Annotated in this window: 21 protein-coding genes and 1 tRNA gene; 17 read left to right on the plus strand and 5 right to left on the minus strand. The window is 68.1% G+C overall.

Annotation, left to right across the window (positions count from 1 at the left end; all coding sequences use genetic code 11):
- Positions 1-83 precede the first annotated feature (83 nt).
- Together ACLBYA_RS17815 and ACLBYA_RS17820 are read left to right on the plus strand one after the other, a co-directional pair.
- Positions 84-296 carry a hypothetical protein gene (locus tag ACLBYA_RS17815; RefSeq protein WP_447710752.1) on the plus strand — a complete coding sequence of 71 codons (213 nt, stop codon included), beginning with the start codon at positions 84-86 and terminating at the stop codon, positions 294-296.
- Between the two features lie 50 nt (positions 297-346).
- Positions 347-1,411: a poly-gamma-glutamate hydrolase family protein gene (locus tag ACLBYA_RS17820; RefSeq protein ID WP_447710753.1), complete on the plus strand. Its 1,065-nt coding sequence runs from the start codon at positions 347-349 to the stop codon at positions 1,409-1,411.
- A 3-nt stretch (positions 1,412-1,414) separates the two neighbouring features.
- On the opposite strand, the gene ACLBYA_RS17825 is transcribed toward ACLBYA_RS17820, so the two are convergent.
- Positions 1,415-2,761, minus strand: a complete 1,347-nt coding sequence (locus tag ACLBYA_RS17825; protein ID WP_447710754.1) for an APC family permease — start codon at positions 2,759-2,761, stop codon at positions 1,415-1,417.
- Between the two features lie 11 nt (positions 2,762-2,772).
- Positions 2,773-4,386 (minus strand): amidohydrolase, encoded by a 1,614-nt coding sequence (locus ACLBYA_RS17830; protein WP_447710755.1) that lies wholly within the window; start codon positions 4,384-4,386, stop codon positions 2,773-2,775.
- 82 nt (positions 4,387-4,468) lie between these two features.
- On the opposite strand from ACLBYA_RS17830, the gene ACLBYA_RS17835 reads away from it, so the two are divergent.
- Genes ACLBYA_RS17835 through ACLBYA_RS17860 form a run of 6 tightly spaced genes read left to right on the plus strand, consistent with a single transcriptional unit; the run spans position 4,469 to position 9,882 of the window.
- Positions 4,469-5,764: an NAD(P)/FAD-dependent oxidoreductase gene (locus ACLBYA_RS17835; RefSeq protein WP_447710756.1), complete on the plus strand. Its 1,296-nt coding sequence runs from the start codon at positions 4,469-4,471 to the stop codon at positions 5,762-5,764.
- The gene (locus ACLBYA_RS17840) at positions 5,758-6,501 is read left to right on the plus strand and encodes a DUF1365 domain-containing protein (RefSeq protein WP_447710757.1); all 744 of its coding nucleotides are present in this window, start codon (positions 5,758-5,760) and stop codon (positions 6,499-6,501) included. The genes ACLBYA_RS17835 and ACLBYA_RS17840 overlap by 7 nt, the downstream gene beginning before the upstream one ends.
- Positions 6,498-7,757, plus strand: a complete 1,260-nt coding sequence (locus tag ACLBYA_RS17845) for a class I SAM-dependent methyltransferase (protein ID WP_447710758.1) — start codon at positions 6,498-6,500, stop codon at positions 7,755-7,757. Before ACLBYA_RS17840 ends, ACLBYA_RS17845 begins: the two co-directional genes overlap by 4 nt.
- Positions 7,758-7,770: 13 nt before the next feature.
- Entirely contained in the window at positions 7,771-8,352 is a 582-nt protein-coding gene (locus ACLBYA_RS17850) for a sigma-70 family RNA polymerase sigma factor (RefSeq protein ID WP_447710759.1), read from the plus strand.
- Positions 8,349-9,062, plus strand: coding sequence for an anti-sigma factor (locus tag ACLBYA_RS17855; protein WP_447710760.1), 714 nt, complete (start codon positions 8,349-8,351; stop codon positions 9,060-9,062). Before ACLBYA_RS17850 ends, ACLBYA_RS17855 begins: the two co-directional genes overlap by 4 nt.
- Positions 9,063-9,081: 19 nt before the next feature.
- Positions 9,082-9,882: an LLM class F420-dependent oxidoreductase gene (locus tag ACLBYA_RS17860; protein WP_447710761.1), complete on the plus strand. Its 801-nt coding sequence runs from the start codon at positions 9,082-9,084 to the stop codon at positions 9,880-9,882.
- Here ACLBYA_RS17860 and ACLBYA_RS17865 read toward each other — a convergent pair.
- Positions 9,879-10,853 carry a diguanylate cyclase domain-containing protein gene (locus ACLBYA_RS17865; RefSeq protein ID WP_447710762.1) on the minus strand — a complete coding sequence of 325 codons (975 nt, stop codon included), beginning with the start codon at positions 10,851-10,853 and terminating at the stop codon, positions 9,879-9,881. The genes ACLBYA_RS17860 and ACLBYA_RS17865 overlap by 4 nt on opposite strands.
- Before the next feature lie 231 nt (positions 10,854-11,084).
- Between ACLBYA_RS17865 and mbp1 the strand changes: the two genes are divergently transcribed.
- The 9 genes from mbp1 (at position 11,085) to ACLBYA_RS17910 (ending at position 17,635) form a co-directional block, all read left to right on the plus strand.
- On the plus strand, positions 11,085-11,321 hold the full coding sequence (gene mbp1 / locus ACLBYA_RS17870; protein WP_447710763.1) for a microaggregate-binding protein 1: 237 nt from the start codon (positions 11,085-11,087) through the stop codon (positions 11,319-11,321).
- A gap of 72 nt (positions 11,322-11,393) precedes the next feature.
- Complete coding sequence (locus ACLBYA_RS17875) at positions 11,394-12,530, plus strand: sensor histidine kinase (RefSeq protein ID WP_447710764.1); 1,137 nt, start codon at positions 11,394-11,396, stop codon at positions 12,528-12,530.
- Positions 12,527-13,180 carry a response regulator transcription factor gene (locus ACLBYA_RS17880; RefSeq protein ID WP_447710765.1) on the plus strand — a complete coding sequence of 218 codons (654 nt, stop codon included), beginning with the start codon at positions 12,527-12,529 and terminating at the stop codon, positions 13,178-13,180. The genes ACLBYA_RS17875 and ACLBYA_RS17880 overlap by 4 nt, the downstream gene beginning before the upstream one ends.
- A gap of 56 nt (positions 13,181-13,236) precedes the next feature.
- Entirely contained in the window at positions 13,237-13,653 is a 417-nt protein-coding gene (locus ACLBYA_RS17885) for an LIC_13387 family protein (RefSeq protein WP_447710766.1), read from the plus strand.
- Positions 13,650-14,147: a DUF2867 domain-containing protein gene (locus ACLBYA_RS17890; protein ID WP_447710767.1), complete on the plus strand. Its 498-nt coding sequence runs from the start codon at positions 13,650-13,652 to the stop codon at positions 14,145-14,147. Before ACLBYA_RS17885 ends, ACLBYA_RS17890 begins: the two co-directional genes overlap by 4 nt.
- Before the next feature lie 29 nt (positions 14,148-14,176).
- Positions 14,177-14,249, plus strand: a tRNA-Arg gene (locus ACLBYA_RS17895).
- Between the two features lie 157 nt (positions 14,250-14,406).
- Complete coding sequence (locus tag ACLBYA_RS17900; RefSeq protein WP_447710768.1) at positions 14,407-15,621, plus strand: PP2C family protein-serine/threonine phosphatase; 1,215 nt, start codon at positions 14,407-14,409, stop codon at positions 15,619-15,621.
- Positions 15,618-17,192, plus strand: a complete 1,575-nt coding sequence (locus ACLBYA_RS17905) for a sensor histidine kinase (RefSeq protein ID WP_447710769.1) — start codon at positions 15,618-15,620, stop codon at positions 17,190-17,192. Before ACLBYA_RS17900 ends, ACLBYA_RS17905 begins: the two co-directional genes overlap by 4 nt.
- A complete protein-coding gene (locus ACLBYA_RS17910; protein WP_447710770.1) occupies positions 17,189-17,635 on the plus strand; it encodes a response regulator in 447 nt (148 codons plus the stop codon). Before ACLBYA_RS17905 ends, ACLBYA_RS17910 begins: the two co-directional genes overlap by 4 nt.
- Here the strand turns inward: ACLBYA_RS17910 and ACLBYA_RS17915 are convergent.
- Together ACLBYA_RS17915 and ACLBYA_RS17920 are read right to left on the minus strand one after the other, a co-directional pair.
- Positions 17,621-18,067, minus strand: a complete 447-nt coding sequence (locus ACLBYA_RS17915) for an ATP-binding protein (RefSeq protein ID WP_447710771.1) — start codon at positions 18,065-18,067, stop codon at positions 17,621-17,623. The two genes, ACLBYA_RS17910 and ACLBYA_RS17915, sit on opposite strands and share 15 nt — an antisense overlap.
- A gap of 33 nt (positions 18,068-18,100) precedes the next feature.
- On the minus strand, positions 18,101-18,481 hold the full coding sequence (locus ACLBYA_RS17920) for an STAS domain-containing protein (protein WP_447710772.1): 381 nt from the start codon (positions 18,479-18,481) through the stop codon (positions 18,101-18,103).
- Positions 18,482-18,606: the final 125 nt, after the last annotated feature.

Consider the following 18,606-nt stretch of genomic DNA (forward strand, 5'->3'; position numbering starts at 1 on the left):
CGACAGTCGGCACCATTTTCACCCGCCGCTGACGGCGGCCATCTGACTCCTTTCTGTACCTCTCCTCCATCCCGGAGGCCATCATGCGATCACTCATCGCACTCGCCCTCTTCACCGGTGCGGTCGCACTCGCACCGGCCGCCTCGGCAGTTCCCGACTGCGTCCAGGTCAGCCTGTTGACCACGCAGTGCTCGACACCCGGACACACCTCCATCAGCACGTTCCCACCGCCGATGAACTACGGCCCCTGGCAGTGGTGGCAGTGGGGCGGCGGCGGCTTCTACTTCGGCTGGTGATCGGGCGGCACTAGGGTGGCGGTAGCAATGCCGAGCACCCGGGGTCGAACTTGTACCTGCCGCACACCTACTTCGCCTATGGCTCCAACCTGTGCGCGGATCAGATGGCGCAGCGGTGTCCCGATGCGGCCGACCCTCGGCCGGCGACCCTGGCCGACCACGACTGGCTGATCAACGAGCGCGGTGTGGCGACCGTCGAACCGCTCGAGGGTGCCGAGGTGCACGGCGTGCTGTGGCGGCTCAGCGACGCCGACCTTGCCGTGCTCGACCGTGCCGAGGGCGTTCCGGTGCGCTACCGGCGCGACCTGATGACCGTGGACAGCGAGCACGGCCCGCACGACGCCTGGATCTACATCGATCACCGCAACGAACCGGGAGCGCCGCGCCCCGGATACCTTGAGCGGGTCATCGCCGGCGCCGCGCACCACCAGTTGCCACCGCGTTGGCTGGAGTTCCTGCGCCGCTGGGACCCGGTGAACTGGCCGCGCGCGCTGGCCCCGACCGATACCCCGGGCCCGCAGACCCTCACCGAGCTGTTGGCCGACCCACAAGTGTCCGAATACTCGATGCTGCACAGCACTTTCGGCTTCCTGGCCATCCACGGCGGCGGTCTGGAACGGATGACCGACGTCATCGCCGAACGGGCCGCCGAACGGGCCGGGGCCTCGCTGTACGTCGTGCGCCATCCCGCCGACTACCCGTATCACCTGTCGTCGGCCGCCTACCACCCCGCCGAGTCGGAGCGGTTGGCCGAGTTCCTCGACCACGTCGAGCACGTCGTGTCGCTGCACGGCTACGGCCGGGTCGGGCGGCACACCCAGGTGCTGGCCGGCGGGTCGAACCGGCAGTTGGCCGAGCATGTCGCCGGGCACCTGTCGATTCCGAGGCACGAGGTCGTCACCGACCTCGACAAGATCCCCCGAGAACTGCGCGGCCTGCACCCGAAGAACCCGGTGAACCGAACCCGGGGCGGCGGAGTGCAACTCGAGCTGGCCCCCCGGGTGCGCGGCATCAGCCCCCGCAGCGGCCCGGCCGGCGCGGACGGACTCACCCGACCGACCTCGGCTCTGGTCGCCGGGCTGGTCTCGGCGACCCGCGGCTGGTCTCGAAAGTGAGCGCTATTCCTTCATGTCCAGCACGGGCGTCGGCCGCCGGAAGCCGTGGGTCACCACCGCCAGCCACACCACACCCGCTGCCAGCCAGATCAATCCGATCATCAGCGCGGTACTCGACAGGCTGGTCCACAGCCACACCGTCAACGCGAAGCCGATCCCCGGCAGCACCAGGTTGTTCAGCACGTTCTTCTCACCGGCATCGACGAAGTAGTGCTTGATGACCGTGAGGTTGACTGCCGAGAACGCCACCAGCGCACCGAAGCTCACCACCGAGGCCAGCGTTGCCAGGTCGATCACCACGGCCAGCAGCGAGATCACCGACACCGCCAGGATCGCCCAGGTCGGCGTGCTGAACTTCACCGAGACGTGTCCGAACACCTTGCGCGGCAACACACCATCGCGACCCATGGCGAACAGGATGCGGGCCACCGAGGCCTGCGAGGTCAACGCAGAACCCGTCGCGCCCGCCACGTAGGCCGCGGTGAAGAAGGCGGACAGGAAGGTGCCGCCGGCGGCCAACATCACATCCAGCGACCCGGAGTCGACATCGGCGAACACGTTCGACGGGAACACCAACTGCGAGACGTAGGACAGCACGATGAACAGCACACCGCAGATCAGTGTGGCCAGCATGATGGCCCGCGGCACATCCCGCTTGGCGTCCTTTGCCTCCTCGGAAAGGGTTGACACGGCATCGAACCCGAGGAAGGACAGGCACAGGATCGCCGCACCGGCCAAAACCGGCGCCATCCCGCCGGCGCTGCCGTCACCGCTGAACGGCGCCATCACGTCGACGGTTCCGGAGCCCGAGATCGCCGCGACCGCCATCACCAGGAACATCACGATGAACACGGCCTGCACCGCGATGATCACCGCATTGGCCCGGGCCACCGAGACGATGCCGATGATGTTGAGCACCGTGACGATCATGATGGTGACGACAACGATGACCCATTCCGGGATCGACGGCACCGCCGCGTTCAGGTACAACCCGATCACCAGGTAGTTGAGCATCGGCAGGAACAGGTAGTCCAGCAGCAGTGACCAGCCGGCCAGGAAACCGATCGGCGCACCGAAGGTCTTCTGTGTGTAGGCATATGCCGACCCCGCAACCGGGTAGGCCGTCGCCATCCGCGCATACGAGCGGGCCGTGAAGATCATCGCGGCCAGCGTCACCACGTACGCCAGCGGCACCCGGCCGCCGGATTCGACGGTGACGATGCCGTAGGTGGTGAACACCGTGAGCGGCACCATGTACACGAGCCCGAACAGTGTCAGCGACGGCACGCCGAGCGCCCGTTTGAGTGTTCCCTCGTGCGCGGATATCCCCACCAGTGGCTCCGATGACATGGTGTTCCCTTCTAGGAGACGTATCCGGGTGCACCCCGGAGGTAGGTGGCCCGGATACCGATCCCGGGCAGGTCCAATGGCGCGGTCTCCCGCGGATCGCGGTCCAACCAGACCAGGTCGGCACTGGCGCCCGGCACCAGCCGGCCCCAAACCCCTTCGGCGAAAGCCTGATCGGCGACGCCGGCGGTATAAGCCCCCAGCGCCCGCTCGATCGCCAGGATCTCCTGCGGTGTCCAGCCGCCGGCCGGCTCACCGTCGACCGTCTGTCGCGACACCCCGACCGCGATCCCGTCCAGCGGCGCGCCGGAGGACACCGGCCAGTCCGACCCCAGCGACAGCGGCGCCCCGGATTCGTCCAGCGAGCGCATCCGGTACTGCTTGTCCGCGCGTTCCCGGCCCAGCCGCGGCACGGTCAGCACGTTCATCAATGCATCCTCCTGCGCCCACAGCGGTTGCATACACGGAATGACGCCGAGCGCGGCGAACCGGTCCAGATCGTCATCGTCGACCAGCTGCACATGGGCGATGACGGGCCGGCGGTCACGCGGACCGTTCTGCGCGACCGTGTATTCGATGGCGTCCAGCGCCTGCCGCACGGCGGCATCGCCGATCGCATGGATGTGGATCTGCAGGCCGAGTGCGTCGACGCGCTGGGCCGCCTCGGCCAACGACGAGCCCTCCCAGACCGTCATGCCGTGATCATGCAAACCACTGCAGTACGGCTGCAGCAGTGCGCCGGTCTCGTTCTCGACCACCCCGTCGGCGAAGAACTTGACGGTCTGCGCCGTCAGCATCGGTGAATCCAGCTCCTCGACGCGGCGCTTGGCTTCGGCGAAACCGGCCAGCTGCCCGTCAAAATGCCGTGGGTCCGCGTACAGCGCCAGGTTGAACCGCACCCGCAGGGCGCCGCGGCGGGCGGCCTCCAGATAGGTCTCGACGTCGGCCGGTTCCACCCAGGCGTCCTGCACCCAGGTGACACCGTGGGCCAGGTAGTAGTCGGCGGCCGTGCCCAGCGCGGCGATCCGGACGTCCTCGTCACGGGCGGGCATGACGGCGGTGACCAGGTCGACCGCACCCCATTCCCGCAGCGTGCCCAGCACCGACCCGTCGGCGCGGTGCGGGATCTCGCCGAGCACCGGGTCGGGGGTGTCGGCGGTGATCCCGGCCCGCTCCAGCGCGGCGGTGTTGCACCACACGGTGTGGTAATCCCAGGCGCGCAGCACCACGGGCCGATCGGAGACCGCTTCGTCGAGCCAGCGCGCGTCGAACAGTCCGCCCTCGGCCAGACTGCCGTCATAGGAAGCGCCGACGATCCATTCCTCGTCCGGGTGGTCCTCGGCGTAGCGCCGGACGGCCTCGACGATCTGCTCGATCGAGCTGCACCCACGCACCGCCGGGCCGACGAACTCCAGCCCGCCGAGCAGTGGATGGGCGTGCCCGTCGCCGAACGACGGCATCAGGAACCCGCCGGCCAGGTCGATGATCTCGGCGTCGGCCGGAGTCTGGGCCGACGCATCGGCGCCGAGCGCGGTGACGACACCGTCGACGACCAGTAGGGCGTCGGTCGATGGCCCACCAGGGGCACCCACCCACACGGATCCGTTGCGAAACAGTCTCGAAACCACGGATTGGCACACTACGCGCCGTTCAGAGATTGGCAATCCGAATGTCACCCATCCATTTTGCGCACGGCCCCGAATTACCATCGTGGAATCACCAGAGGGAAGGTCCATCGCCGTCATCGGAAGCGGAGTCGCCGGGCTGACCGCCGCATACCTACTGTCCGACCGCAACCATGTCGCACTGTTCGAGGCCGATGACCGCCTCGGCGGACACGCGCATACCCATCAGGTGGACGACGGCAGCGGCGGCACCGTGGCCGTCGACTCGGCGTTCCTGGTGCACAACGACCGCACCTACCCGACGCTGTGCCGGCTGTTCGCCGACCTGGGCATCTCGACCCATGACACCGATATGTCGATGTCGGTACGCGATGACGGCATCGGCCTGCAGTACGCAGGCGCGCGCGGCTTCTTCGGCCTGTTCCCGTCCTGGTCCAATCTCGCCCGGCCGCGGTATCTGCGAATGCTCGCCGAGGTGAAGCGGTTCCACGCGGCGGCGACCGCCCTGCTGGACACCGGCGACGAGCAAGACACCGGCACACTGGGCGCCTTCCTGGACATCCACAAGTTCTCGTCCTATTTCATCGAACACTTCATGACACCCCTGGTGGCGGCCGTCTGGTCCTGCGCCCCCGGTGAGGCCATGGACTATCCGGCGCGCTACCTGTTCGCGTTCCTGCAGCACCACGGGATGCTGTCGGTGTTCGGCTCGCCGACCTGGAAGACCGTGGTCGGCGGGTCGGTCACCTACGTCGACGCCATCGCTGCCCGGGTGCCCGAGGTGCGCACCGGCACCCCGGCTGGATCGGTGCGCCGCACCGCCCACGGAGTCGAGGTCACCGCCGGGCACGGCCCGGCCCGCGAGTTCGACGCCGTCGTCATCGCCGCCCACCCCGATGCGGCCCTGCTCGCCCTGGCCGAACCGACCGACGCCGAACGGGAGGTCCTGGAGGCGATCAGCTACTCGGCCAACCATGCCCAGCTGCATACCGACACCTCGCTGCTGCCGACCAGGCCCCGAGCCCGCGCCTCGTGGAACTACCTGGCCACCGGCCAGGACGGGCCGGTCCTGGTGACCTACGACATCACCCGGCTGATGGGCCTGGCCGGGCCGAAGCGGTTCCTGGTCACCCTCGGCGGCCGTGACCGGGTGGACCCGCGCAGCGTCATCGCCGAGATGATCTACGACCATCCGCTCTACACCCCGGAATCGGTTGCCGCACAACGGCGACTGCCAGAGCTGAACGACGACCGGGTGGTGTTCGCCGGGGCATATCACGGCTGGGGCTTCCATGAGGACGGCGCCGCCGCCGGCGTGCGCGCCGCAATGCACCTCGGCGCGCGGTGGCCCGCAACGGAATCGGAGAAGGTGCCGTGCTGACGCCCTACCTCTATCGCACCACCATCAAGCACGTCCGACGGGTGCCCGTGCACAATGCGTTCGACCACCGTGGCTACACCTGGTACGTCGACATCGACGAACTGCCGTGGTTGCCCATCTGGTTGCGGCCCTTCGCCGTCTTCCGCGCCACGGATCACCTCGACGCACCGGAATCCGGACCCGACACGCTGCGGACCCGGGTCGAGGCATTCCTGGCCGCCCATGACATCGATCTGGGCGGTGGCCGGGTGACCGCGATGTTGCACGCCCGGGTGCTCGGCTACGTGTTCAATCCGATCAGCGTGTTCTGGTGCAATGACGCCGAGGGCCAGCTTCGGCACGTCATCGTCGAGGTACACAACACCTACGGCGGCCGGCACGCCTATCTGGTGCCGCCCACCCAGGACGGGCCGGTCGCGGTGTCCAAACAGTTCTATGTCTCCCCGTTCAACGAGGTGGACGGTTATTACCTGGTGCATACGCCCGAACCGGGTGCGACGGCACAGCTAGCGGTGTCCTGGCATCGCGACAACGAGCAGGTCTTCGTCGCGACGTTGCACGGTGAGCGACTGCCCGCCACCCCCCGCCAGATCGCCGCGATGCAGTTGCGCGCCCCGCTGGCGCCGCTGATCGGCGCAATCCAGATTCGACTGCATGGAATCTCGTTGTGGCGCCGCGGGTTAGCCGTGGTCCCCCGCGAAAAGGTCAGCACCGACGGAAAGGCGTCGCACCCATGACGATCGAGACCGGCAACCAGCTGGCAGCACGCTGGCCGCAGATCGCCCGGGTACCGTGCGGGCCGGTCAGCGCGGTGCAGGGCCGCATCGCGGGCAGCCTGCTGGTGCGGGCGGTGCGACGGCTGCCGCTGCGACTGGAATACCCAGACGGTTCCGTGCTGGGCGCCGGTGATCCCACCCTGCCGACCATGACACTGCACCGCCCCGACGCGCTGTTCCGCCGGGTCGGCCGGTCCGGGCTCATCGGGTTCGGCGAGTCCTATATGGCCGGCGACTGGACCTCGAACGACCTGCCCGCCATGCTCACCGAGTTCGCCTCCTCGGTGGACGTGTTGATACCGCCTGCACTGCAACGCCTTCGGCCGCTGGCAGTGGTGCGACACCCACGCTCCATGCACAACAGTCCCGCCCAGTCCCGGCGTAACATCGCCGAGCACTACGACCTGTCCAATGACATGTTCGCCGAGTTCCTCGACGAGACCATGACCTATTCCAGCGCGCTGTTCGGCCGAGGCCGGCCGGACTGGACCGACCTGGCCGACGGGCAACGCGCCAAGATCGACCGGCTGCTCGACGCCGCCCAAGTCCGCACCGGCAGCCGGGTCCTCGAAATCGGTACCGGCTGGGGCGAATTGGCCATTCGCGCGGCCATGCGTGGCGCACACGTGCACAGCATCACGCTGTCGGCCGAACAATTGGAGCTCGCCCGGCGGCGTGCCGCCGAGGCCGGGGTGGCCGATCGACTGCACATCGAACTGCGTGATTATCGTGATGTCGACGGCCGCTACGACGCGGTGCTCTCGGTCGAGATGATCGAGGCCGTCGGGTACCGGTTCTGGCCCACCTACTTCCAGGCACTGGACCGACTGGTGCTGCCTGGTGGCCGGGTGGCGCTACAGGCGATCACCATGCCGCACGACCGCATGCTGGCCTCGCGCAACACCTACACCTGGATCCAGAAGTACATCTTCCCCGGCGGGTTGCTGCCGTCGGTCGAGGCGATCGTCGGGATCACCGAACGGTCTACCCGGTTACGCACAGTGGACATGTATTCGCTGCAGAACGACTATGCCGAGACCCTGCGACTGTGGCGTGAGCGCTTCCTGTCGCGGTCAGAGTCGTTGTCCGCGATGGGATTCGACGACACCTTCCGGCGGATGTGGGAGCTGTACCTGGGCTATTCCGAGGCCGGGTTCCGGTCGGGTTATCTGGACGTGTACCAGTGGACGTTCGCTCCGACGAGAGGCCGGAGATGAATCGCGGCGTTCCGTGACGCTGCTGGCCGCGACCGCTAGGCTACGGTGCGTGACGGCGGACCTCGACGCATTGTTGCGCCGGGTGGCGCAGCGCGATGTCGATGCCTTCGCCGCTTTCTACGACCAGACCCGCACCAGGGTGTTCGGGCTGGTCACCCGGGTACTGCGGGACCCGGGGTACAGCGAGGAAACCACCCAGGAGATCTACCTGCAGGTGTGGCGCAACGCCGCGGACTACAACCCGTCGGCCGGTTCGCCACTGTCCTGGTTGATGACGGTCGCGCACCGCCGTGCCGTGGACCGGGTGCGCTCCGAGCAGGCGGGCGCCGACCGCGAATCCCGCTACGGTGCGGCGACCGTCGAACCACCGGTGGACCACGTGGCCGACCGGGTGATAGACAACGATGAGTACCGCCAGGTCACCGACTGCCTGGGCGCGTTGACCGACAAACAGCGCGAGTGCATCGAGCTCGCCTATTACGACGGCCTGACCTATGTGCAGGTGTCCGACCGGTTGTCGGCAAACCTGGCCACCATCAAATCCCGGATGCGTGACGCCATCCGCGGGCTGCGCAACTGCCTGGGGGCAGCGTGACGAGCCCGGAGAACGACCTGCTGGCGCTGGCCACCGCGTACGCCCTCGACGCGGTCGACGAGGCCGAACGCAGCGATATCGAGCGCCGGGTCCGGTCGGCATCCGATGAGGTGGCCGCGGCGTTCGCACACGAGGTCCGCCAGGTCCGCGAGACATTGGCCCTGCTGTCGGCAGGCACCGCCGCCGAACCGTCGGCACACCTGCGCGAGCGCGTGCTGACCGCGGTCGCCGCCGATCCGGTGCGCCGTCTACCCGAGCGACCGCGGCGCCGCTGGACCACCGCGGTGGCGGCCGCCGCAGCCGCGATCGTCGTCGGCGCGGGCACCTTCGGTATCGGCTGGTGGCTGCGTACCCCGCCGCCGGCCACCACCGCCGAGCAGATCTTCGCCGCACCCGACGTCCGGACCGTCTCCGGTGAGATCCCGACCGGGGGCACCGCCACCGTGGTGTTCTCCCGGGATCGCAACGCCGGCGTGCTGGTGATGAACAACGTGACCCCGCCCGAGGCGGGCACCGTCTATCAGATGTGGCTCATCGACGAGGCCGGGCCGCATTCGGCCGGCGTGATGGACGCGGCGGCCGTCGCGCCGTCGACCACCGCGGTGCTGCCCGATCTCGGCGACTCGATCACGCTGGCCTTCACCGTCGAACCCGGTGCCGGTTCGGCGACGCCGACCGGCACACCGTTCGCGTCCCTGCCGTTGACCTGACCGGGCCTACCATCGGGCCATGTTCCGTTTCGGTATCGGCCTGCGTGACACCTCCAGTGCGGCCAAGGTGCGCGACGCCGCCCGCCTTGCCGAGGACCTCGGCTACGACGTGCTGCTGGTGCCCGACCACCTCGGGGCACCGGCCCCGTTTCCGGTGCTATCGACCGTCGCGGCCGTCACCGACACACTGCGGCTCGGGACGTTCGTGCTCAACGCGTGCTTCTACAAGCCGGCGCTGCTGGCCCGCGATGTCGCGGCGTTGCACGAGCTCTCGGGCGGCCGGTTCGAGGTCGGGCTGGGCGCCGGCTATGTGCGCGAGGAGTTCGAGGCTGCCGAGCTACCGTTCCCGCCGGCCCGGCAGCGTATCGAGTATCTGGAACATGTCGTGGAGTACCTGGCCGAGCACGTGCCGGACGCGCCGATCATGATCGCCGGTGGCGGCGACCGGCTGCTCACCGTGGCGGGAAAGTGGGCGTCGATCGTCGGTGTCACCGGCGGCAGCGGTGAAGACCCACTGGCCGAACGGATTTCGTTCCTGCGCGGGGTGGCCGGCGACCGGTTCGACGATATTGAGCTCAACGTCGCGATCACCGCTGTGCCCACCGACGGGTCCGAGATGCCGAATCTGTCGATGACCCGGCACTATCTGCCCGACCTGACCGACGAGCAGCTGCTCGCGACGCCCGGGGTGCTGTCCGGGTCGGTGCGCGATATGGCCGATAAGGTGCGCCGGCTGCGTGACGGCTACGGCGCGGGTTATCTGGTGGTGCAGGCCGCCCATGCCGAGGCATTCGGAAAAGTCATCGCCGAACTGCGCTAACGGACGGTGTTCCCGCCGGCCCGTTTGGCCCGGTACATCGCGGTGTCGGCGGCGGCGATCAGTTGTGGCAGCGGTTCCTCGGCCGCGGTCTGCGCGATGCCTACACTCGCGGTCACCCGCTCGGGCAGCGCGGCGATCGCGGTGCACAGCACGCGGGCGGTCTCCTGTGCCGGTGCCCGACCGGGTAGCGCGATCAGGAACTCCTCGCCGCCGGCCCGGCAGATCAGGGCGTCGGCGGGAGCGTAGCGGCGCAACGCCGCGGCCACGGCGAGGATCACGTGGTCGCCGGCGGCATGGCCGAAGGTGTCGTTGATGCGCTTGAAATCGTCGATGTCGACCATCAGCACCGCGATCCCGGCGGTGGCCTGTTCCCGCCGGATGCGGCGCACCACCTCCTCGAAGGCGCGCCGGTTCAGCAGGCCGGTCAGCCCGTCCTCGTCGGCCCGCGTCGCGTAGATACCCATGGCGCGCGACATGCCGCGCACCGCGACCGGCAACGAGGTGTTCATGAACCAGACGACCCAGAACGCCGAAACCGCGGTGGCCACATCGGTCTGCTCGGCCAGCCGATGGGCCGCCACGATCGCGGTGAGCAGCGCCAGCGCGAGATTGATGGCCAGGCTGCGCGGGGTGTGGAAGAACGCCAGGTAGGCGCCGGTGACGGCCATCGCGGTGCAGGCCAGCGCGGCGATCCCCGGGGTGGGCTGCAGCAGGCTCCAGGACGCGATGAACGCGGCACCGGTGAGTGCCACGGCCTGGGACAGCAGCCGGCCCGGCCAGCGCTTGAGCCAGTAGGCCGTCATACCCAGGGTGAACAGGGCCGAGGCGGCGCTCACCGTGAGCGCCGCGGGTGTCAGATGGCGGTGAATGGCCAGGTGGGACAGCGGTACCAGAGCCGAGGACGAGGCCACCAGCGCCATGATGAGCTGTGCCGAGCGCAGCAGTCGGCGTTCACGCAGGAACGCGGTCATCGATTCGAATTGATCCGGCGTATTCCACCAGATCGCAAGCGATTTCAACCCCCTGATCGAACGTCCCCATATCGCTTCGAAGAATCCACCACCCGGTTCCGCGACTATAGCGTGACGCGGGCCACTACGAGTTTCGGGTTTTCGATCGGCGGTACCCGGGAACTCCTGGTGTGGAGACGAGGTGCCGTTGAGGAGACAGCGCACCAATTCAGGCGAAATCGAGGAGCTGACATGGCTGAGAACAGTGGCGCCGCTGAGGGCGTTTCGGGTGTCGTCGAGGGCGTGAAGGGCAAGCTGAAGGAAGCCGCCGGCGCCGTCACCGGTAACGACGATCTGCGTCGCGAAGGCGAAGCGCAGTCGGACAAGGCCGACGCGCAGCGCGAAGTGGCCAAGAAGGAAGCCGAAGCGGAGGCCGCACGCGGTGCCGCCGAGGCCAACGAGGCCCGCCAGAAGGCGAACCAGGACTAGGTATCGACACAAGGGAGGGGCGGTCCGCACGGACCGTCCCTCCCTTGTTCTGTGTCTATGTAGGTTGAGGGCGTGTGGGATCGTGCGGCTCAACCGGCGCTGGCCGTGCTGCTGGCCGCGGTCCTGCTACCGCCCGGCATCCAGGCGATCCGGCACGACGGCACCGCCCTATTTTGGCGGTGCGCCCTCGCGATCGCGCTGGTGGCCCTGCACATCGGCGTCGGCACCGCACGCCGATGGCCGGTCGGATCCTTCGTGGCCGGGGCACTGGGCTGCCTGATCCTGCTGGCCGCACCGGATATCGCGGCCGCCACCGCGGTGGTCGACACCAGCGACTACGGACCCATTCTGCTACCGAGCAGCCTGTGCATCTTCGTGCTGCTCTACATGGTCAGCGCCCATGCCCGCCGCCCCTGGCCGGCGATCTGCCTAAGCGCCGGCCTGATCGGCTGCGCACTGGTGGTGGCCAGGTTGTGGGGCTTCGCGGGGACCCCGATCAACGCGTGGGCCTGGTGGTTGTTGTTGAGTACCACCGCCGTCGGCGGCACCCTGGCAGCCTGGTCGCTCGGCCGGTACCGTGCCACCCGGGTCGCCTGGGCGCATCAGCTGGCCGACCGGGCGGCGGCCGACGAACGGCGCCGCATCGCCCGCGAAATGCATGATGTCGTCGCGCATTCGGTGGCCGTGATGGTCAGTCAGGCCGAGGCCGGTCGGCTGGTGGTGCCGACTGCACCGGAGCGGGCGCCCGAGATCCTCACCACCATCGCCGATGTCGGTCGCGCGGCACTGGTCGAGATGCGCGGACTGCTCGGGGTGCTGCGCGACGATGATGCGCCCAACGAACCGCAGCCGGGTTTGGCAGATCTGGAGACGTTGGTGGACCGGGTCCGCGACACGGGGATCGAGGTCGACCTGTCGGTCGCCGAGGTACGGGTCGGACCGGCTGTCGGACTGACGGTCTACCGCGTCGTGCAGGAGTCGCTGACCAACGTCACCCGCCATGCCGGCCCGCGGCCCCGGGTCCGGATCGAGATCGGTTCGACAGCAGGGGAACTCGTGGTCACCGTGACGAATACCGGAGTGCACGTAGCGGTGCAGCCGGGTCGCGGTGTGACCGGGATGCGGGAACGCGTCGAGGCGGTGGGCGGCACGTTGGAGGCCGGGCCGGTCGACGGCGGCTGGCGGGTCCGGGCGAGGATGACACCGTGATCAGGGTGGCCGTCGTCGACGATCAGGAGTTGATGCGCTCGGCGCTGCGAATGATGGTCGAGAGCCAACCCGATCTCGAACTGGCCGGCGAGGCCGGAGACGGCCACGCAGCACTGGAGCTGGTGCGGTCCCGCCGGGTGGACGTCGTGCTGATGGACCTGCGGATGCCGCGGATGGACGGCATCGCGGCCACCACGGCGATCACCGCCGAACAGCCCGGATGCCGGGTGATCGCGCTGACGACCTTCGATCTCGACGAGTACGCCTTCCCGGCGATCCAGGCCGGCGCCAGCGGGTTTCTGCTCAAGGACGCCCGCAGCGAGCAGATCATCGATGCCATCCGCACCGTGCACGCCGGCCACGGGGTCATCGCGCCGACGACCACCCGCCGGTTGATCGAGTTCGTCGCCGCCGCACCGTCGGCACGGGGAGCCGAGGCGGTGCGTGCCGCGTTGACAGCGCGCGAGTTGGATATCCTGCTCGAAATCGCCACCGGCGCAAGCAATCGTGAGATAGCCGACCGGCTGCACCTCTCCGAGGCGACCATCAAGACCCATGTCGGTCATGTGCTGGCCAAACTCGACCTGCGCGACCGGGTGCAGGCGGTGGTGTTGGCCTACGAGACGGGCTTGGCTCATCCTGCAGGATGAGAGGTCCGCAACCTGAGGTGGACGCGTTTCGCCCACGCCGCGTCGACAGTGGAGACATGGTTTCTCACAGATGGTTTCGGGTCGGGGCGTGGTGTTGGGTCGCGACCGGGGCCGGTCACCTGATCGGCGATATCGGCATGCGCCTGCTGGGTTCCGGTTCCGAGGAGGTCGACGCCGTGATGCGCGCCCACACCCTGGATGTGTTCGGTGTACGGCGCTCGTACTACGAGTTGATGATGAGCTTCAGCCTCGTGATGGGCGTCGCGCTGGTGTTCGTCGGTGTGCTGCTGCTGTATCTGTCCCGGGTCGCCCGGGACATCCGTCCGGTCACCCTGCTCGCGTTGGCCATGTCGGTGATCTCGCTGGCCATGAGCGTATGGCTGGATCCCCCGCCGCCGATCGTGCTCTTCGCCGCTGCCTGCCTCGCGTTTGCCATGGCGTTGCGGAGCAACAGGATCGCGGTGCCCGCATGAGGCTCCCGATCGCAGCGCACACCCAGCGTCCGTGGCGCATCCACCGCGAGGCACCGCAGTTCGCCGTCCTCGATGTCTGGTCGTGTCGGGCGCCCGGGGCCGGGCCCGACGACTTCGCCACCTATCTGGACGTGATTCGCCGCGCGCGACTGCCGCTGCCGGCGCGGGCCCTGTTCGCGGTGCGCTGGAAGCTGGGTGACCTGTTCGGATGGGACGGCGACGGTGTGGGGTTCACCGAGATGTACCGCCAACACGACGAGGCCGCGCTGGAGATCGTCAACCGCACGGTGCACGGCATCATGCACCTGGGCTGGGTCCGCGCCCGGGACGGACAGTACGAACTGCGGATGGCGGTGCTGGTGAATCCCAACGGCGCGGCCGGTCGGGCCTACCTGGCCGCGATCGCCCCGTTCCGGTACTCGATCGTCTACCCGTTGATGCTGCGCAGCTGGGAGCGGGCCTGGCGGGAGCGGACCGCGGCGCGCGTCAACTAGACTTCTGCACGCCTGTTTCGACGGGTGCCGCCCCCGTAGCTCAGGGGATAGAGCACGGCTCTCCTAAAGCCGGTGTCGCAGGTTCGAATCCTGCCGGGGGCACTCGGTGGCAGCCCGTCCCATCAGCCAATCCGCGACAACCAAGATCACTCGATGCCCGTCGATGGTTGACATGTGGGTAGGGTTCTAACCGTTGTCACTTATGCAGAATTACAGCGCGACCGGGGCTATCGCCCCAGGTGGGGGACCTGACTTTTCCATGTCCGCGCCGCACAGACCGGCGGCCTCCCCCGGGCCGAACATTGCCGTCTCCATGGGTGGGCGCAGCTTGTCGCTGCTCCTGGTCGAGGATGACCGCGGTGATGCGTTGCTGGTCGAGGAACTGATCGCCGACGCCGGAACCGGCTTCGGATTTCACTGGGTGCAGTCGATCAACGACGCCGCCCTCTTCCTTGCCGAGAAGCGCCCGGACTGCATGCTGCTGGACCTGAACCTGCCCGATGCCAGCGGGATCGACGCCGTGAACCGGCTCGCGGCGCTGCACCCCACCGTGCCGATCATCGTGCTGACCGGCCTGGCCGACGAACACTTCGGCGTCACCGCGATGTCGTCCGGCGCCCAGGACTACCTGGTCAAGGGCCGCGTCGACCCGGAGATGCTGCGCCGCGCCGTGCTCTACGCCATCGAGCGCAAACGCGCGGAGATGGCGACCGTCGACCTGCACTCCAGCCAGATGCGTGCCATGGAGAACGCCCGATTGGAACGCGGCCTGCTGCCCTCGCCAGTGATGCTGGACTCTCCCGGCGTCGACATCGTCACCCGATCTCGGCCCAGCCGGCAGGACGCCCTGCTCGGCGGCGATTTCTTCGATGTCGTGCAGACCCCGAACCGCACCGTGCACATCATGATCGGCGATGTCGCCGGCCACGGCCCCGACGAGGCGGCCATCGGCGTCGCACTGCGCATCGGCTGGCGTGCGCTGACCTTCGCGGGGCTGCGCGGTAACGAGCGGATGCGCGAGCTCGACCGCATCCTGATCACCGAGCGCCCGCACCGGGGCATCTTCGCCACCCTGCTGAGCGTGGCACTGGAACCCGACACCGGGCAGTTCACCGCGGTGCGTGCCGGCCACCCCGGCCTGCTGCTGCAGGGTGCCCGCGGCGTGCAGTGGATCGAACCGCGGGCCGGATCGGCGCTGGGCCTCGGCGCCCGGGAATGGCCGGTCGACCATTTCGAGCTGCCCGCCGGGGACGGCCTGCTGCTACTGACCGACGGACTGTTCGAAGGCCACTCCGGTCGCGGCGAAGAACGCCTCGGCGAGTCGGGGCTGCTGAACCTGGCCCAGCCGCTGGCCCCGCTGCCCGGCGCGCAGTTCGTCGAGGCCCTCATCGAGCATGCTGAGGCCCGAGCCCTGCAGCACGGTGGTCTCACCGATGACATCGCCGTGATCCGGGTGGAGCGTCGGTCGGCATGAAGCTGACGGTGCAGGGTTGGCAGAACCTGGTGCTCGCGGTCATCGGTACCGCCGTGCTGGCCTGCGCGGTGGCCGGGACGATCCTGGTCGCGCAGGCCGACAAGGTGTCCAACCAATTACGCGACGGCGTGCAGCCCGCCCGGATTGCCGCGTACCAACTGCAGGCAGCACTGCGGGACCAGGAGACCGCGGTGCGTGGTTACCTGCTGACCGCCAACACCGAGTTCCTGGACCCCTACGATGTGGGCCGGGCCGCCGAAGTCGCTGCAGCCGAAGAGATCCGGCGCGCGTTGGCCGGCAATCAGGAGCTGCTGGCCGATCTGGACGCCATCGAGACGGCCGCCGCCGACTGGCGCACCAACTACGCTGACCCGCTGATCGCCACCGTCAGCCCCACCGAAGCGACCATCGTCGACGACGCGAGCGTGGAGGAGGGAAAGACGCTCTTCGACGGTCTGCGTGCCCTTTTCGCGGTGCAGAACGACCACCTGAGCGAGGCACGCGAGGCGGGGCTGGCGCATCTGGAACAGATCCGCAGCTGGCGGGACGCCGCCCTGGTGGCCGTCATCCTGACCTTCGTCGCCACCGCGGTGCTGCTCGCGATCGTGATGCGCAATGCCGTCAACCGCCCGCTGACCGCGCTGGCCGCCGCCTGCCGCCGGATCACCCAGGGCAGTTTCGACGAGCGCATCATTCCCAGCGGCCCCAAGGACATTCGCGCCATGGCCGCCGATGTCGAGGACATGCGGCAGCGCATCGTCGACGAGCTCGATACCTCCCGCACCGCCCGGGCCGCGCTCGACGAGCAGGCCGACGAGCTTCGGCGGTCCAATGCCGAACTGGAACAGTTCGCCTACGTCGCCTCACACGATCTGCAGGAACCGCTGCGTAAGGTCGCATCGTTCTGTCAGCTGCTGGAGAAGAGGTACGGCGATCAATTGGACGAGCGCGGAACCGAATACATCGCCTTCGCCGTCGACGGTGCCAAACGGATGCAGATCCTGATCAACGATCTGCTCACCTTCTCCCGCGTCGGACGCCTCAACTCCACCACCACGGAGGTGTCCCTCGACGACACCGTCGACGCCGCGCTGAACAACCTCAGCAGCGCATTGGAGGAGTCAGGTGCCGAGATCGTCCGACCGGCCGAACTACCCCGGGTCGACGGTGACCCCACCCTGCTGATCATGGTGTGGCAGAACCTCATCGGCAATGCGGTCAAGTTCCGCCAGGCCGAGATCACCCCACGGGTGGTGATCGACTGCCGGGCCGGAACCGGTGAGGAAGCCGAGCGATGGGTGTTCACGGTGACCGACAACGGAATCGGGATCGGTGCCGAGTTCGCCGAGAAGGTGTTCGTCATCTTCCAGCGCTTGCACGGCCGCGATGCCTACACCGGCACCGGAATCGGGCTGGCACTGGTCAAGAAGATCATCGAGTACCACGGTGGCACCATCCACATCGACACCGACAACACCGACGGGACCCGGTTCGTCTTCACCCTGCCCAAGACCCCCACCACCGAGCCCGAACCGGCGCTCGAACCCCAGCTGGAAGGAACCCACCGATGAAGCTGCCCGAAGAAGGCCGAGCCATCGACATCCTGCTCGTCGAGGACGACCCCGGGGACGAGCTGATCACCCGGGAAGCGTTCGAGCACAACAAGATCAAGAACAACCTGCACGTCGCCCACGACGGCGAAGAGGGCCTGGACTTCCTGTACCGCCGCGGCCCCTACGCCGGCGCCCCGCGGCCGGATCTGATCCTGCTGGACCTGAACCTGCCCAAGTACGACGGTCGCCAGCTGCTGGAGAAGATCAAGGGCGACAGCGACCTGTGCCATATCCCGATCGTGGTGCTCACCACGTCCTCGGCCGAAGAGGACATCCTGCGCAGCTACAAGCTGCACGCCAACGCATATGTCACCAAGCCCGTCGACCTCGATCAGTTCATGAGCGCGGTGCGTCAGATCGACGAGTTCTTCGTGCAGGTGGTCCGGCTACCGCAGTTCTGAGCTGCAGTTCTGGGAGATGTGATTCCACTGCAGCCGCACACTGGTGCCGGCGGCCGTGGAGTCGATATCGGCGCGGTCACTGAGCGCGTGGATCAGCGGAAGGCCGCGGCCGCGCGCGGGATTGGCCACGCTGCCGTCCTTGGGCCGCCAATGCCCCTCGTCGGTGACGGTGACGGTGAGGCTCCCGAGATGGGCGTCATAGTCGGCATGCATGTGCATCAGCCCGGGCTCGGCGGCGCCGACATACGCGAACTCGGCCGCGTTGGCCAACGCTTCATACACCGCCAGCAGGACATCACTGGACTTCTCGGGATCCAACAGGAAATGAGTTCGCAGCCACGCGGCGAAGTCCTCGCGCACGAGGGCGGCGAGTTCTGGGTCGGCGGTGACGCCGACCTTGGCGAAGCTTGCGGAGGCGCCTTGCTCTGTCATGTCGACCTGCTGGCTACCCGTTCGCCGAAGTTTCTAACTCTGTAATGCCGCCAACGCTTCGTCCAGCGTGGCGTAGAGGTCGATGATGTCGGCGATGCCGACCAGTTTCAGCGGCCGGCTGGTTGCCGGCCCGTCGGCGACGACGGTGAGTTTGACCGCCGGGGCCAGGTCACCGTGGGCGGCCACCAGCACGCCCATGCCCGCCGATGCCAGGAATTCGACCGCAGTGAAGTCGATGACGACGGCGGTCGGCGAGCCCTGCGCGGCCGTGTTGATCGCCGCCTCCAGCTTCGGCGCGGTCAGCATGTCGACCGTGCCGGTCACGGCAACCACACTGATGTCACCGATGCGGCGTTCCTCGACCTCCCCGACAGCCGCGGCACGGCTGGGAGTGGGGTCTGGCTGGCTACTCATCGATACCTCCGAGGCGTTCTCACCCACCCGTGGGTGGCAATCGCCAAAGTCTATCTGCACACGTGGACCAATCTGCCAACGTGGGGACCACCGGCGCCGAGGTGCCCCCGTGTGTAGCCACGAAG

Source organism: Mycobacterium sp. C31M, assembly GCF_053345865.1.